We start from the raw sequence: 13644 nt of genomic DNA, 5'->3' as shown, positions 1-13644 counted from the left end.
TCCCGGGCGATCGGCAAAGCCCGGATGGCTTCCGGCGGCACACGGTTGGTGCACAGCCGCGAGATGAAGGTCATCGAGCGCTACAGCGAACTCGGTCCTGAGGGCAAGGACCTGGCCATGCTGCTGCTCAGGCTGGGTCGCGGCCGGCTCGGTCACTGACCGAGCCGATTCGCCGCCCGTTCACCTCGGCTTCAGCGCGCGGGCCCGGTCAATCTGACTAGGGTCGAAGAATGGCGGTGGAAAAGATTCCCGACATCACAGCGACCTCGGCATGGAAGGCGCTGGGTAAACACCACGACCAGATCGTGGGCACCCACCTGCGTGAATTCTTCGCCGAGGACCCAGACCGCGGCCACGAATTCAACATCACCGTCGGCGACCTTTACATCGACTACAGCAAACATCGCATCAACCGGGAAACGCTGAAGCTGCTGACCGACCTGGCTCGCGCCGGCGAGCTCGAGAAGCGTCGCGACGAGATGTTCTCCGGCGTACACATCAACATCTCGGAGGATCGCGCGGTGCTGCACACCGCTCTGCGGCTTCCGCGCGACGCCAAGCTGATCGTGGACGGGCAGACCGTAGTCGAGGACGTCCACTCGGTGCTCGACGCGATGGGCGATTTCACCGACCGGCTGCGCAGCGGCGAGTGGACCGGTGCCACCGGTCAACGGATCAGCACCGTCGTCAACATCGGAATCGGGGGCTCGGACCTCGGGCCGGTGATGGTCTACCAAGCGCTGCGGCACTATGCCGCCGCCGGCATCTCGGCGCGATTCGTGTCCAATGTCGATCCCGCCGACCTGATCGCGAAGTTGGCCGACTTAGACCCGGCCACAACGCTTTTCATCGTCGCATCCAAGACCTTCACAACGCTGGAGACACTGACGAACGCGACCGCCGCCAGGCGCTGGCTGACCGATGCGCTCGGGCAGGACGCGGTCGCCAAGCATTTCGTCGCCGTCTCGACCAACAAGAAGCTGGTCGACGAGTTCGGCATCGACACGGACAACATGTTCGGATTCTGGGACTGGGTCGGTGGACGGTATTCGGTCGACTCCGCGATCGGACTCTCGGTGATGGCCGCGATCGGGCGAGAAGCGTTCGCGGACTTCCTATCCGGATTCCACCTCGTCGACGAGCACTTCAAGACCGCGCCGCTGGAGTCCAATGCGCCAGTGCTGCTCGGCCTGATCGGGCTGTGGTACTCGGACTTCTTCGACGCGCAGGCGCGCGCGGTGTTGCCGTATTCCAACGACATGGCCCGCTTCGCCGCGTATCTGCAGCAGCTGACGATGGAGTCCAACGGCAAGTCGACCCGTGCCGACGGCACCCCGGTAACCACCGACACCGGTGAAATCTTCTGGGGCGAGCCAGGAACGAACGGTCAGCACGCGTTCTACCAACTCCTACACCAGGGCACCCGGCTAGTGCCGGCCGACTTCATCGGCTTCAGCCAACCCACCGACGACCTGCCCACCATGGACGGCACGGGCAGCATGCACGACTTGCTGATGAGCAACTTCTTCGCCCAGACGCAGGTGCTGGCGTTCGGCAAGACGGCCGACGAGATCGCCGCCGAGGGCACGCCCGCCGACGTGGTGCCGCACAAGGTAATGCCGGGTAACCGGCCAACCACGTCCATCCTGGCTACCCGGCTCACCCCGTCGGTAGTGGGCCAGTTGATCGCGCTCTACGAGCACCAGGTCTTCACCGAAGGTGTGATCTGGGGCATCGACTCGTTCGATCAGTGGGGCGTCGAGCTGGGCAAGACCCAGGCCAAGGCGCTGCTACCGGTGATCACCGAAGACGCCTCTCCGGCAAAGCAATCCGATAGTTCCACCGACGCTCTGGTCCGTCGCTACCGCGCGGAGCGAGGTCGCGCGGACTAGGCCCGCGCCCGAGTGTGAATCTCACGACAGGACACGCCGCGGCGCCGTCGTCAGTTTCACACTGCGAGGCGCTACGCGAAGCGCTTGGCCAGCGACAGCGGCATCACGCGCAATAGTTGCACCATCGGGCCCCACGGCCACCATGGCACGGCAGCCCGGCCCGGCTCGCGATCAATGGCCGCGACCAGTGACTTGACCCCAGTTTCGTTGTCCACCATGAACATTGTGCTCTGGGATTTGGCCGTCATCTCCGACTCGATGTAACCCGGCTCCATCACCGACACCTTGATCGGACCCTTGGCGTATTCGGCGCGCAACGATTCGCCCAGTGAAGTCAGGCCGGCTTTGCTGGCGGCGTAGGCCGCCTTCACGCCGGGCACACCCTTCGCACCGAGCACCGACGAGATCAGCACCAGATGCCCGGACCCCTGGTCGGAGAACATCTCCAGCGCGGTTTCGATTTGGACCAGGGCCGCAACGAGATTGGTTTCGATGGTCGCCTTGTTGGCCCACAGTTTGCCCGATCCCAGTTGCGCGCCCTTGCCGATACCGGCGTTGACGATCACCCGGTCGATGCCGCCAAGTGCGTTGGACAATTCCGCGAACACCTTCGGCACCTGGTCGTGGTCATTGACGTCCAGCGCAGCAACCGCAACTTTGACATCCGGATACCGTTGCGCAAGTTCGATTTTGAGCTCGTCGAGCCGGTCGGTGCGGCGTGCGCACAGCGCCAGGTCCCGCCCCTTGGCGGCGAACGCGCGGGCCATTCCGGCGCCCAGGCCGGAACTCGCACCGGTGATGAGAATCTTCTGCCGAGTCATCCGCGCAGCATAACTACTTCAGCAGGCGCGACATCCGCCGGTCCGCCAGCACCTTGCCGCCGGTCTGGCAGGTCGGGCAGTACTGAAACGACTTGTCGGCGAACGATACTTCGCGAATCGTGTCGCCGCATACCGGGCACGGCAAGCCGGTGCGGGCGTGCACCCGCATGCCGGATCGCTTCTCACCCTTGAGCGTTGCGGCCTGCTGGCCCACCGATCTCGCAACGGCGTCGGACAAGATCGACTCCATCGCGAAGTGCAGTGCGGCGAGCTGCGCCTCGGAGAGTTTCCCGGCGGTGGCGAACGGCGACAGCTTGGCGACATGCAGGATCTCGTCGCTGTAGGCGTTGCCGATGCCGGCGATGACTTTCTGGTCGGTGATGACGGACTTGATCCGCCCGGTGTTTCCGGCCAGCCGCCCGGCCAGGTCGTCGGCGGACAGCTGCAGCGCGTCGGGCCCCAGCGCGGCGATGCCGGGGACCTCGTGCGGGTCGTGGACCAGCCACACCGCCAGCCGTTTCTGAGTGCCTGCCTCGGTGAGGTCGAAACCCGGCCCCTCGCCGGGCCTGCCGAGATGGACGCGCAACGCGATCGGGCCTTTGCCGGGCTTGAGCGGCGCCGCGGCCAGCTTGTCCGACCAGCGCAGCCAGCCGGCCCGCGACAGGTGGGTGATCAGGGTCAGCTCGCCGGCGTGCATGCCGAGGTATTTGCCCCAGCGGTCGGCACCGGTAACCGTCACTCCGTGCAGCGCGTTGATCGGCGGGTCGAAGGTCTTGAGCACCGACAGCGCGGCGACGTCCACGCGCCCGATGGTCCGGCCGACGGCGTGGCGGCGCAGATGGTCGACGAGCGCTTCGACTTCGGGCAGTTCCGGCATGTATCCAGTGTGCCGTTAGCGCCGGGCGCCCCGGAACACCAGCGACAACACCCAGCTCACGATCGACAACACGATCGCGGCCTTGATCGCGGTCCACCAGAAGTGGTCGATTACCAGGCCCCAGTGGGTGGTGTTCTCGGTGATCCACGCGGTGATCCACAGCATGAGCGCATTGACGACGATGTGGAACAGCCCCAGCGTCAGGATGTACAGCGGGATCGACAGGATTTGCACGACGGGTTTGATGAAGGCGTTGACCAGACCGAAGATCACCGCCACCACGAAGATGATGCCGACCCGCTGTAGGCGGGTGTCTCCGCCGACGAAGCCCAGCCCGTGGACGACCTTAGTCACCACCCACAGCGCGAATCCGGTCAACGCGGCGCGAATGACGAATGCTCCCATGCGGGTGAACCTACTACCGGACGCCGGCGAAATACCTCGTTAACCGCCGGTGCCAGCCCCTCCGCGTCCGGCTCAGCAGCTAGGACCGCAAGTATCCGGTACCGATGGTATTGACATCTTCGTGCGCGCTCCCTACCGTCTGGACATGACACCGACGAAGGGGACGTCACCGATGACAACTGCGGTGCAGCCAGCCGAGCGCGGTCGCGAGGATTTCTCCGAACGCCTGCTCAAGGGATCGATCAAGAAGTCCTACGCGCCGGTCGTCGACATCGACTGGGACGCGCCCCTGGAGCCGGACAAGTTCTATCTGCCGCCCAGGACGGTGTCGCTGTACGGCACCCCGATGTGGGACCAGATGACCCGTGCTCAGCGCATCGAGCTGTCCCGGCAGGAACTGGTGAACACGCTGTCGGCCGGCATCTGGTTCGAGAACATCCTGAATCAGGCGCTGCTGCGCAAGATCATGCACACCGACCCCACCAGCCGGTCCACCCACTACGCGCTGACCGAGCTGGGCGACGAGACCCGCCACATGGTGATGTTCGGCAAGGCCATCGAGCGGGTCGGCGCACGGCCGGTGCGCCCGCGGCTCTACCACCGGATGATCATCAACACGCTGCCGTTCTTCTTTCGCGGCTCGGTGCTGTGGGTCGCCGCGCTGATCGGTGAGGAGATCTTCGACTCGCTGCAGCGGCAGATGATGGACGACCCCGAACTACAGCCAATCATTCAGCGACTCATGCGAATTCACGTCACCGAAGAGGCCCGTCATATCCAGTTCGCACGGGACGGGCTACGCAAGCGATCGCCGCACATGCGCCGCCCGGAGCGATGGTTCGTCGGCAACGTCAACGGGCTGGGCGGCTGGTTCTTCCGCTACCTGTTCACCAACCAAGTCCAATACGCGCGGGCGGGTCTGAACGCGCGAGAGGCCCGCAGGATCGCGCGCAACAGCGCGCACCGCCACGAAGTCCAAGTGGCTGGGTTCGCGCCGCTCGCCGCGTTCTTATCCGAGGTCGGGCTGATGGGCCCGCTCGCACGTCGCGGCTGGACGCGCACTAAATTCCTATGACCGAACGCGTTCACGGCGTCGTCCTCGTCGGCGACGGCAACGCTGCCACCGAACTGCTAGCGGCTGGCATCAACGACTTCGTGATCTTCGACCGCGAGGTGATCAGCGCGGTGTTCGACGACGCCACCGATACCTGGACGCTGACCGCCGACGGCGACGAATTCTGTCGCGGCCGCATCGTGATCACCTGTGAGTCGCCGTTCATTCCGTGGATCCCGGATCTGTTCGGCCGCAGGGAATTTCGCGGCCCCGTTATTCACGCTTCGATACCCGAGACCGATTTCGACCCGGCCGGCCGGCGCGTTGCCGTCATCGGCCCCGATTCCAGTGCCGGTGAACTGATCGACCTGATGGCCCGTTCGGCAGCGACGATCAAGGTCTTCCCGCTCGCCCCGCGCCGAAACGTCCCGCGGTTGCGGCGCACCGCGCGCTTCGCCCGTCGCCGCCGCATACAGGTGATCACGTCGCCGATCGAAGAGGTGACCCCAGTGGGCGTGCGCACCGCCGACGGCGTGCATCACGATGCCGACGCCGTCGTCTACGGCACCGGCTTCGCCGTGCCCGCCGGACTCCCCCACGACATCCTGGTCGGCGCCCGCGGCGTGAGCATCCACCAGGCCTGGGTCGACGGCGCCGAGCCCTACCTCGGCGTGGCGATGCACGGTTTCCCGAACTACTTCACGGTCAGCGGGCCAGACTTCGGGGCAGCGATGCGCTACGTCGTCGAATGCCTGCAACTCATGGGGCGGCACAGCCGTATCGAAGTGCGGCGCAGCGCGCTAAGCGTGTTCAACGAGCGAGTCCATTTGTGCCAAGCCTCGCTCGACCTGGACGCCTCGGCGTTCGACATCTCGTCATGCGGCGATGCAGACGGGGAGACGTACGAAGGTCCGGCAACCCTGACCACCACCGATACCTGCGCACAGGTGCGGGTGCTGCTGGCCGGTCATATCGAACCCATTGACGGCCAATACCACTGGCAAGGAACGGTTTTCGATCGCTTACCGATGGAGCTGGTGCGCGCCCGAACCATGACCCTGACGGTGGGCGAACACAGCGCGCCGGCGCGCATCACCGAAGAAACACCGCAGGGTACGCATTCGATCGCCGGGGTGGGCGCACCGCCGTTTCCGCTGCTGAACTTTCAGCTCACCTAGTCGACGCAACGTCGGATTCGACGCTACCGCCGTTCGCCCGTCCTATTATTTGGTCGGTATTGGAAGCCACCCGACGACAGGAGACGGCGTGCGGTTCAGCTACGCGGAGGCGATGACGGACCCGACGTTCTACATTCCGCTGGCGAAAGCCGCGGAAGCCGCCGGCTATGACAGCATGACGATTGCGGACAGCGTCGCCTACCCATTCGAGTCGGACTCGAAATATCCCTACACCCCCGACGGCAACCGCGAGTTCCTGGACGGCAAGGCATTCATCGAGACGTTCGTGCTGACCGCCGCCCTGGGTGCGGTGACCTCGACGCTGCGGTTCAACTTCTTCGTCCTCAAGCTGCCGATCCGCCCACCGGCACTGGTGGCCAAACAGGCCGGTTCGCTGGCCGCACTGATCGGCAACCGCGTCGGGCTCGGGGTCGGCACCAGCCCGTGGCCCGAGGACTACGAGCTGATGGGTGTCCCATTCGCCAAGCGCGGCAAGCGGATTGACGAGTGCATCGAGATCATCCGCGGCCTGACCACCGGCGACTACTTCGAATTCCACGGCGAGTTCTACGACATACCCAAGACGAAGATGACTCCGGCTCCGACACAACCGATTCCGATCCTGATCGGCGGACACGCCGACGCGGCGCTACGTCGCGCGGCGCGCGCCGACGGCTGGATGCACGGTGGTGGCGACGCGCACGAACTCGACCGCCTCATCGGGCGGGTCAAGCAACTTCGCGAGGAGGAAGGCAAGACTGGACCGTTCGAGATCCACGTGATCTCGGTGGACGGGTTCACCCTCGACGGTGTCAAGCGTCTGGAAGACAAGGGTGTCACTGACGTCATTGTGGGGTTCCGGATTCCTTACATCATGGGAACCGACACCGAGCCGCTGGACACCAAGATCCGCAACCTGGAGAGGTTCGCCGAGAAGGTGATCGCGAAAGCTTAATGGCTACAGCGAATCCCACACCGGCGGGCGCTTCTCCTGATGTGCCTTGGCGGCCTCCAAGGGGTTGTTGGTGAACCCCGTCAGAATCTGAGTGCGGTTCTCGATCTCGATGGCGTGCCGCAGGCTTGGCGCATCCAGCGCGGTGTTGAGCCCGATCTTGGTCTGCCACACACCGAAGGCGTTGTTCGCGACGATCGAGCGGGCCATCGTGAGCGCCGCGGTCATCAACTCGCCAGACGGCACCACCTCATGCACGAGCTTGATCCGGTACGCCTCGTCGGCGTCGATGATGCGTCCGGTCAACATCAACTCCCGCGCCACCCCGGCGCCGACGATCTTCGGTAGCAGATAGCTGGTGCCCATGTCCATCGACGAGAAACCCGCCTTGATGAACACCGAACCGAACCGGGCTTGCTCCGAGGCGATCCGGATGTCGGAGTGCAGCGCGAATGCCAGCCCACCGCCGACCGCGACGCCGTTGACCGCGGCGATCACCGGTATCGGTAACTCGTAGAGCCGGGTGTAGAGGTCGGCCAGCCGGACCTGGGCATCGTAGTTGATCTTGAACGCCGGGGTATTCGGCGCGTTCTTCGTCCAGGCCTCCCCGGTGCCGCTCAGGTCCGCACCCGCGCAAAACCCGCGGCCCGCGCCGGTCAGGATGGCCGCGCGGAAGTCGCCATTGCTCAACGCATCCAGCGCATCGTCCATCGCATTGATGAACGACCCGTCAATGGCATTGAGCCGATCGGGGCGATTCAACGTGACGCCCGCGATGTTGTCTTCGAGCGTTTCGAACTCCACAGCACTCATAGGGCAACCGTAAGGCAACGCTCAGGGTCGGCACCTAGCGTTGGATAGATGGCAAGAACTGACCGCGACAGCTGGGATTTGGCGAGCAGCGTCGGCGCCACCGCCACCATGGTCGCGGCGGCCCGCGCCGCGGCCAGCCGCCGTCCCAACCCGGTGATCAACGACCCGTTTGCCGGGCCCCTTGTCCGCGCGGTCGGGTTGAACCTCTTCACCAAAGTCGCTTCGGGCGAACTCGAATTCGTCGACGTCGACGACGGCGCCGGGTTTCCCCGGATGGTCGACACGTTCGCCGCGCGGGCCCGCTTCTATGACGACTATTTCGCCGATGCCACCGCCGCCGGAGTACGCCAGGTGGTGATCGTGGCGTCCGGACTCGACGCTCGCGCGTACCGGCTTTCCTGGCCGGCCGGCACCACGATCTACGAAATCGACCAGCCCGAGGTCATCGATTTCAAGACCACCACGCTGTCCGGACTCGGCGCGGCGGCCGGCGCCGAGCACCACCCGGTCGGCATCGACCTTCGCGAGGACTGGCCGGCTGCTCTGCGGGATGCGGGCTTCGACGCCGGCCAACCGACGGCGTGGCTGGCCGAGGGGGTGCTGATCGGATTCCTGCCGCAGGACGCCGAGGTGCGGTTGCTTGACAGCATCATTGCGCTCAGCGCGGCGGGCAGCAGATTCGCCGGGGATTACGGATCGGTGCGCGGCCAGACAGACAAGCAACAGCAGCAAACCCGGATCATGACCGACCGCTGGCGCGAACACGGCTTGGACCTGCACATTCCCGACCTGACCTACCCGGGCGAGCACACCGACGTCGCGGCCTACCTCCAGCAGCGCGGCTGGGATGCCGACAGATCGGGGCTCGGCGACCTGTTCACCTCGGCAGGGCTGGCACCGTTGGGTGACTCGCAGGGCAGCGCTCCCGCGTCGATCAGTTTCGTGCGGGCAACTCGGCGCACATCGGATTGATGTTGCAGCTGCATACTTTCAGCGGTTTCACCGGCGAAGACTTGGGAATCCTCTGTCAAAGAATGTCGCTTGATGGAGGTGCACGGTGCCGAACTCGTCGATCAAAAACGAGAAGATGTACAAGGACTTGCGCAAGGAAGGCAACTCGAAGGAGAAGGCTGCGCGGATCTCCAACGCCGCAGCGGCCCGCGGCACGAAGTCAGTAGGGCGCAAAGGCGGCAAGGCCGGCTCCTACGACGACTGGTCGGTCGCTGACCTGAAAAAGCGGGCCAAAGAACTTGGCGTAACCGGCTACTCAGGGCTCACCAAAGACAAGTTGATCGCCAAGCTGCGCAATCACTGATTGACGGCCAGCGGCCTACGCGCGCTTGGCCAGCCACTCGGCCTGCATGGCCAGCAAACCCATCGGGGGTAGTTGCGGTGTGTCCGGGCCGAGTTCGCGATAGCGCGTGTAGACGTTGATGACCGCACGTTCGGCATCCAGCCAGCTCGCGTATTCGCCCAGATCGATGGTGTCGGCCGCCTCCACAAATGACAGACCCTTGCGGTAAGCGGCTTCGGCTTGCTCGGAAATATGGACGAGATACCCGCGCACCGCGCGGATTCCGTCCGCATCGGTGATCGGACCGTGGCCAGGCACCACTGTCGGCGCATCCAGCGCAATCATCGCGTCGCAGGCCGCGACCCAATTGGCGAGCGGCCCCGCCCAGACGATCGGGGTGCAACCGATGAACAGCAGGTCCCCGGCGAACAGCACCCCCGCGTCGGGCACGTGCACGACCGAGTCCGCGGCGGTATGCGCCGGCCCGAGGTTGAGCAGCTCCACCACCCGGCCGCCAACCTGGACGGTGAGCCGGTTGTCGAACGTGTGATCGGCATTGCGCAGTGTGATGCCGCTAAAATCAAACGGCCCGAACCGTTCTCGCAGGTACGGGGTTGCGACTGGCCCCAGATCAGCGGTCTGCGCCATCACCAGCATCTCGGGCGCCATCCCGTGCTCGATCTCCTCGGCGGTACCCGTGGCGGCGATTACCCGCACCGAGCCGTCCAGCAATTGGTTGCCGTGGGTGTGGTCGCCGTTGGAATGGGTGATCAGTGCGTCGGTGATGGGCGCCCGATCGGTGATGGGCGCCATCGCCGCCAGCATCTCTCGGGTCAACGGCAGGTCGAACAGCGTGTCCACCAGCATTGAGGCGCCGTTACCGACGACCAGGCCCGCGTTGCTCCAGCCGAAGCCGCCGTCCGGCAGCATCCAGGCCCACACTCGGTTGCCGACCTCATGCAATCCGCGGGTGTAGGGAATCTTTGCCGGTGCCGGATTCACCGGCCTGGCCGCAGGCGCGGCATCGGGATTGGGTCGGGCCGGCAGTGGTTGCGGCGCAGGGGTTTTCCGCACAGTCTGGCGCGTCTCGCCAAGGCCTTCCACTCGCAACGTGACCACGTCGCCGTCGTGCAGCCAGCCGCGAAAAGACTCCGGCGCCGTTGGGTCGAGGTGTTCGACCAGCGTGCAGGTCGGCACGGTTCCGGAGCCAAAAACATCGCCCGGATCGAGCATCACGCCGCGCGAAGCGTAGGCGATGATCTCGGCGAAGCTCCAATCCATCTGCGCGGTCGATCCCGAACCGATCACCTGGTCGTTGACCAGCGCGGTCGCGTACAGGCTCAACGTGCCGTCGCGAAGGTAGGACTCGAGTTCGTCGGGCGTCACCAGACACGGGCCCAGTGTGACGCCGCTGTCCTTGCCTTTGGCCTGGCCGATCGCCAGTTGGCCTTCCAGCTGCTGCAGATCACGTGCGGACCAGTCGTTGAAGATCATGTACCCGACGATCGACCGTTCGGCGTCGGCCACCGACAGGTCTTTGCCCGCGGTCCCGATCACCGCGGCGATCTCCAATTCGAAGTCCTGCCAAACACTTCCGGGCGCCATCGGGGCGTCGTCGTAGGGGCCCAGAACGGTTGACGGGCACGCGAAATAGAAGGCGGGGATCCGGTACCAGGTGTCCTTGAGCACACGGCCGCCGCCCATCGCGGCCTGGCAGTTGCGCATGTGGTCGAGGAAGCACAGCGAATCACGAATCGACGGCGGCCGCGGGATCGGCGCCATCAACGTCACCTGATCCAGGCGCGCGGTGGGCGACGACCGGAGCGCCTGCTCCCCTGCCTCCTGCAGTCCCGCCGCGCCGCGCCCGATCAGATCCAACAAGCTCACGCCCGGTCGAAGCGCGTGAATCGCATCGCCGGAAAGTACTCCGGTCCGCTCGCCGTCGCCGTCTCGAAAAGTGACCCACCGCATCGTGATTCATTCCTCTCGTACAACCGGCGCAGATGCCTTCGTCGAGTGTGCAATATTCGGAGGCGAGATGAGGGCTAACGAACGCGCGGATAATGTCACCGTCGACGAATTCGAGGTCGCCGACCCGGCGGACACCTGGGTGCAAGCCGGGTTCAGCGTGGACTCCGATTCCGTCTGCCGGGTCGGCGGCGTTCAAATCCGGTTGTCCGGGCGTGCCCGCGGCACCGGCATCGTCGGGTGGTCGTTGCGCGGCCTGCCGTCGGACGGCCCGCTCCAGGACGTCGATGGCATCCCGACGACGAGGTCAGACGCGGTCGCTGTGGTCCCGGCCAGGCATGCGAACGGCGTCCGCGCGATCGACCACGTGGTGCTGCTGTCACCTGACCTGCGCCGAACGGTCGAATCGCTGAGTGCCATCGGTATCGAATCGCGCCGCGAGCGGGACCACCAACTCGGCGGACGACCAATGCGCCAGATCTTCTTTCGGGCCGGAGAGGTGATTATCGAAGTCGTCGGTTCGCCAGAGACTGCGGGCGAGGGCCCATCCAGCCTCTGGGGGATCACGTACGTCGTCGCGGATATCGACGCGACCGCCGCCTACTTCGGTGATCGCACGGCACCGGTCAAGGATGCGGTGCAACCCGGACGCCGGATTACTACCCTCCGGCATCACGAGTTCGGGATCTCGGTTCCGTCCGCGATGATCTCGACCCACATTCGCGGTTGCTGAGGCGTGTTGTCCAGCCGACCGCTCGATGCTCTGTCTATCCTCGGCGGATGGTCGCTTTTGGGGATCGCGGGCCCGTCATTGATGACGCCGTGATCATCCACACCGACGGCGGGTGCCGACCGAACCCCGGGCCCGGCGGCTGGGGCGCGGTGCTGCGCCAGCGTCAGCACGTCCGCGAGCTGTGCGGCGGCGACTCCGGCGAGACAAGCAACAACCGGATGGAATTGACCGCACCGATCATGGCACTGGAGGCGCTCACCAGACCCGTGACGGTGCACATCTACACCGACAGCACCTATGTCCGGAACGGCATCACCAAGTGGGTGCTCGGCTGGGAGCGCAACGGATGGAAGACCGCCGCCAAGCAGCCGGTGAAGAACGTCGACCTCTGGCAGCGGCTTCAGCTGGCCTGCGCGCGGCACGAGGTCGAATGGTTCTGGGTGAAGGGGCACTCGGGAGTCGCCGACAATGAGTTGGCCGACGAGCTGGCCACCCGGGGCCTGCAGGAAGCACTCGAGACTTCCTACTCTCTGACTACCTCGTCGGGCTCTTTGTCGGGCCGTAGCCCACGCCAGCTGGGTTGACGCAGCCGGCCGTCCGATGTCCATTCGCTGTAGCGGACTTCGCCGACCAATGTCGGCTTCACGAATGTCACGCCCTTGGCGTCTTGGGTGGAAAGCCTTGCATCGAAAGGGGATTCGTTGGTGTGCAGCGGCGCCAACGTCTTCTTCAAGTTGGCCAGGTCGCGTTCGGTGAAGCCGGTGCCGACCCGCCCGACGAAACGCAGTCCATCGGCGCCGGGGATACCCATCAACAGCGAGCCGATCCCGCTGCTCCGCCCACCCTCGCCGGCGCGCCAGCCGCCGATGACGATTTCCTGGGTGTTCCAGTACTTGTCCTTGACCCACGACGCGGAGCGACGACCCGGCTGATAGCTCGAGTCGCGCTTCTTGGCGATGACGCCTTCCCACTGGTGCTTTCGCGAATAGTCGAGCGCCTCGGCTCCATCTCCGGGCAGCAAGTCCGGAACGTTGAGGCCGCCACCGGACGCAAGTGTTTCCAGCAACTTTCGCCGGTCGCGGTATTTGGCCCGCAATAGCGACCGCCCGTCCAGGTACAGCAGGTCGAATGCCCGATACTCGATTCGGGTTGCGCGCGCCCTGTTCTGCATCTCGGAGAAGCTGGGCACGCCGGATGCGTCGAGTGCGACGACCTCTCCGTCCAGTACGACATGGTGGTCGATGAGTTCATCTGCGAGAGAGTCTAATTGGGGGAATTCCTTGGTGGTGTCGCGTCCACTGCGTGATCGCAGCCGTACTTCACCGTGGTCCGCCTCGACCAGCAGCCGGTAGCCATCCCACTTGGCTTCGAACGCCCACTGCGAGGCTTTCAGGTCCGCCACCGAACCATGAGTGGCCAGCATCGGGGCCAGCTCGTCGAAGTCGAAGACGTGCTGGTCTTTCATCCGGTGTGCCAGCCACTGGTCGCCGTTGGTCTGAATCAGGGCGTAGCGTCCTGAGATTCGTTGGCCATGCAGCGTGACGATGACCTCACCCTTCGCACCGTCGTCGCGAAACTTCTCGGTGTCGTAGGTGCCGGAGTCCCAGATGATCACCTTGCCGCCGCCGTACTCCCCCTTCGGAATCGTGCCTTCGAA

Annotated in this window: 15 protein-coding genes and 1 pseudogene; 9 read left to right on the top strand and 7 right to left on the bottom strand. The window is 65.0% G+C overall.

The window, feature by feature from the left end:
• Both VGH54_RS12965 and pgi read left to right on the top strand, forming a co-directional pair.
• Positions 1–159 (top strand): chorismate mutase (locus tag VGH54_RS12965; RefSeq protein ID WP_331512409.1); only part of this gene is annotated, 159 nt, incomplete at its 5' end.
• Between the two features lie 71 nt (positions 160–230).
• On the top strand, positions 231–1892 hold the full coding sequence (gene pgi, locus VGH54_RS12960) for a glucose-6-phosphate isomerase (protein ID WP_331512404.1): 1662 nt from the start codon (positions 231–233) through the stop codon (positions 1890–1892).
• Between the two features lie 71 nt (positions 1893–1963).
• On the opposite strand, the gene VGH54_RS12955 is transcribed toward pgi, so the two are convergent.
• The 4 genes and pseudogenes from VGH54_RS12955 to VGH54_RS12940 all read right to left on the bottom strand — a co-directional run bounded on the left by VGH54_RS12955 (position 1964) and on the right by VGH54_RS12940 (position 3995).
• Positions 1964–2713 (bottom strand): SDR family oxidoreductase, encoded by a 750-nt coding sequence (locus tag VGH54_RS12955; RefSeq protein WP_331512403.1) that lies wholly within the window; start codon positions 2711–2713, stop codon positions 1964–1966.
• A 13-nt stretch (positions 2714–2726) separates the two neighbouring features.
• A complete protein-coding gene (locus VGH54_RS12950; protein ID WP_414688697.1) occupies positions 2727–3215 on the bottom strand; it encodes a zinc finger domain-containing protein in 489 nt (162 codons plus the stop codon).
• A 132-nt stretch (positions 3216–3347) separates the two neighbouring features.
• Positions 3348–3590 (bottom strand): annotated as a pseudogene (locus tag VGH54_RS12945) (DNA-formamidopyrimidine glycosylase family protein); the annotation flags it as partial.
• 15 nt (positions 3591–3605) lie between these two features.
• Positions 3606–3995 (bottom strand): phage holin family protein, encoded by a 390-nt coding sequence (locus VGH54_RS12940; protein ID WP_331512402.1) that lies wholly within the window; start codon positions 3993–3995, stop codon positions 3606–3608.
• A 172-nt stretch (positions 3996–4167) separates the two neighbouring features.
• Between VGH54_RS12940 and VGH54_RS12935 the strand changes: the two genes are divergently transcribed.
• The 3 genes from VGH54_RS12935 to VGH54_RS12925 all read left to right on the top strand — a co-directional run bounded on the left by VGH54_RS12935 (position 4168) and on the right by VGH54_RS12925 (position 7182).
• Entirely contained in the window at positions 4168–5070 is a 903-nt protein-coding gene (locus VGH54_RS12935) for a diiron oxygenase (RefSeq protein ID WP_331512407.1), read from the top strand.
• A complete protein-coding gene (locus VGH54_RS12930) occupies positions 5067–6227 on the top strand; it encodes a DUF4873 domain-containing protein (RefSeq protein WP_331512400.1) in 1161 nt (386 codons plus the stop codon). The genes VGH54_RS12935 and VGH54_RS12930 overlap by 4 nt, the downstream gene beginning before the upstream one ends.
• A gap of 88 nt (positions 6228–6315) precedes the next feature.
• Entirely contained in the window at positions 6316–7182 is an 867-nt protein-coding gene (locus tag VGH54_RS12925) for a TIGR03619 family F420-dependent LLM class oxidoreductase (protein WP_331512399.1), read from the top strand.
• A gap of 3 nt (positions 7183–7185) precedes the next feature.
• Here the strand turns inward: VGH54_RS12925 and VGH54_RS12920 are convergent, their stop codons facing one another.
• Complete coding sequence (locus tag VGH54_RS12920; protein ID WP_331512406.1) at positions 7186–7983, bottom strand: enoyl-CoA hydratase/isomerase family protein; 798 nt, start codon at positions 7981–7983, stop codon at positions 7186–7188.
• A gap of 57 nt (positions 7984–8040) precedes the next feature.
• Between VGH54_RS12920 and VGH54_RS12915 the strand changes: the two genes are divergently transcribed.
• Positions 8041–8964 carry an SAM-dependent methyltransferase gene (locus tag VGH54_RS12915; RefSeq protein WP_331512398.1) on the top strand — a complete coding sequence of 308 codons (924 nt, stop codon included), beginning with the start codon at positions 8041–8043 and terminating at the stop codon, positions 8962–8964.
• An 85-nt stretch (positions 8965–9049) separates the two neighbouring features.
• Entirely contained in the window at positions 9050–9307 is a 258-nt protein-coding gene (locus VGH54_RS12910; RefSeq protein WP_331512397.1) for a DUF7218 family protein, read from the top strand.
• 15 nt (positions 9308–9322) lie between these two features.
• On the opposite strand, the gene VGH54_RS12905 is transcribed toward VGH54_RS12910, so the two are convergent.
• The gene (locus tag VGH54_RS12905) at positions 9323–11257 is read right to left on the bottom strand and encodes a fumarylacetoacetate hydrolase family protein (protein WP_331512396.1); all 1935 of its coding nucleotides are present in this window, start codon (positions 11255–11257) and stop codon (positions 9323–9325) included.
• 67 nt (positions 11258–11324) lie between these two features.
• On the opposite strand from VGH54_RS12905, the gene VGH54_RS12900 reads away from it, so the two are divergent.
• A complete protein-coding gene (locus VGH54_RS12900) occupies positions 11325–11987 on the top strand; it encodes a glyoxalase (RefSeq protein WP_331512395.1) in 663 nt (220 codons plus the stop codon).
• Positions 11988–12064: 77 nt separating this feature from the next.
• Positions 12065–12571, top strand: a complete 507-nt coding sequence (gene rnhA, locus VGH54_RS12895) for a ribonuclease HI (protein ID WP_331512405.1) — start codon at positions 12065–12067, stop codon at positions 12569–12571.
• Here the strand turns inward: rnhA and ligD are convergent.
• A partial coding sequence (ligD, locus tag VGH54_RS12890) for a non-homologous end-joining DNA ligase (protein ID WP_331512394.1) occupies positions 12511–13644 on the bottom strand: 1134 nt, incomplete at its 5' end. The genes rnhA and ligD overlap by 61 nt on opposite strands.

The sequence above is a fragment of the Mycobacterium sp. genome (assembly GCF_036488105.1).
In the GTDB taxonomy this organism is placed as follows: Bacteria; Actinomycetota; Actinomycetes; order Mycobacteriales; family Mycobacteriaceae; genus Mycobacterium.
Note: the sequence above shows the minus strand (reverse complement) of the source record. Positions and strands in the feature narration are given on the sequence as shown.

Bases quoted from the DNA above. Each gene is read 5' to 3' on its own strand.
- pgi (WP_331512404.1), top strand. From the start codon at position 231: ATGGCGGTGGAAAAGATTCCCGACATCACAGCGACCTCGGCATGGAAG.
- VGH54_RS12955 (WP_331512403.1), bottom strand. From the start codon at position 2,713: ATGACTCGGCAGAAGATTCTCATCACCGGTGCGAGTTCCGGCCTGGGC.
- VGH54_RS12940 (WP_331512402.1), bottom strand. From the start codon at position 3,995: ATGGGAGCATTCGTCATTCGCGCCGCGTTGACCGGATTCGCGCTGTGG.
- VGH54_RS12935 (WP_331512407.1), top strand. From the start codon at position 4,168: ATGACAACTGCGGTGCAGCCAGCCGAGCGCGGTCGCGAGGATTTCTCC.
- VGH54_RS12930 (WP_331512400.1), top strand. From the start codon at position 5,067: ATGACCGAACGCGTTCACGGCGTCGTCCTCGTCGGCGACGGCAACGCT.
- VGH54_RS12915 (WP_331512398.1), top strand. From the start codon at position 8,041: ATGGCAAGAACTGACCGCGACAGCTGGGATTTGGCGAGCAGCGTCGGC.
- VGH54_RS12905 (WP_331512396.1), bottom strand. From the start codon at position 11,257: ATGCGGTGGGTCACTTTTCGAGACGGCGACGGCGAGCGGACCGGAGTA.
- VGH54_RS12900 (WP_331512395.1), top strand. From the start codon at position 11,325: ATGAGGGCTAACGAACGCGCGGATAATGTCACCGTCGACGAATTCGAG.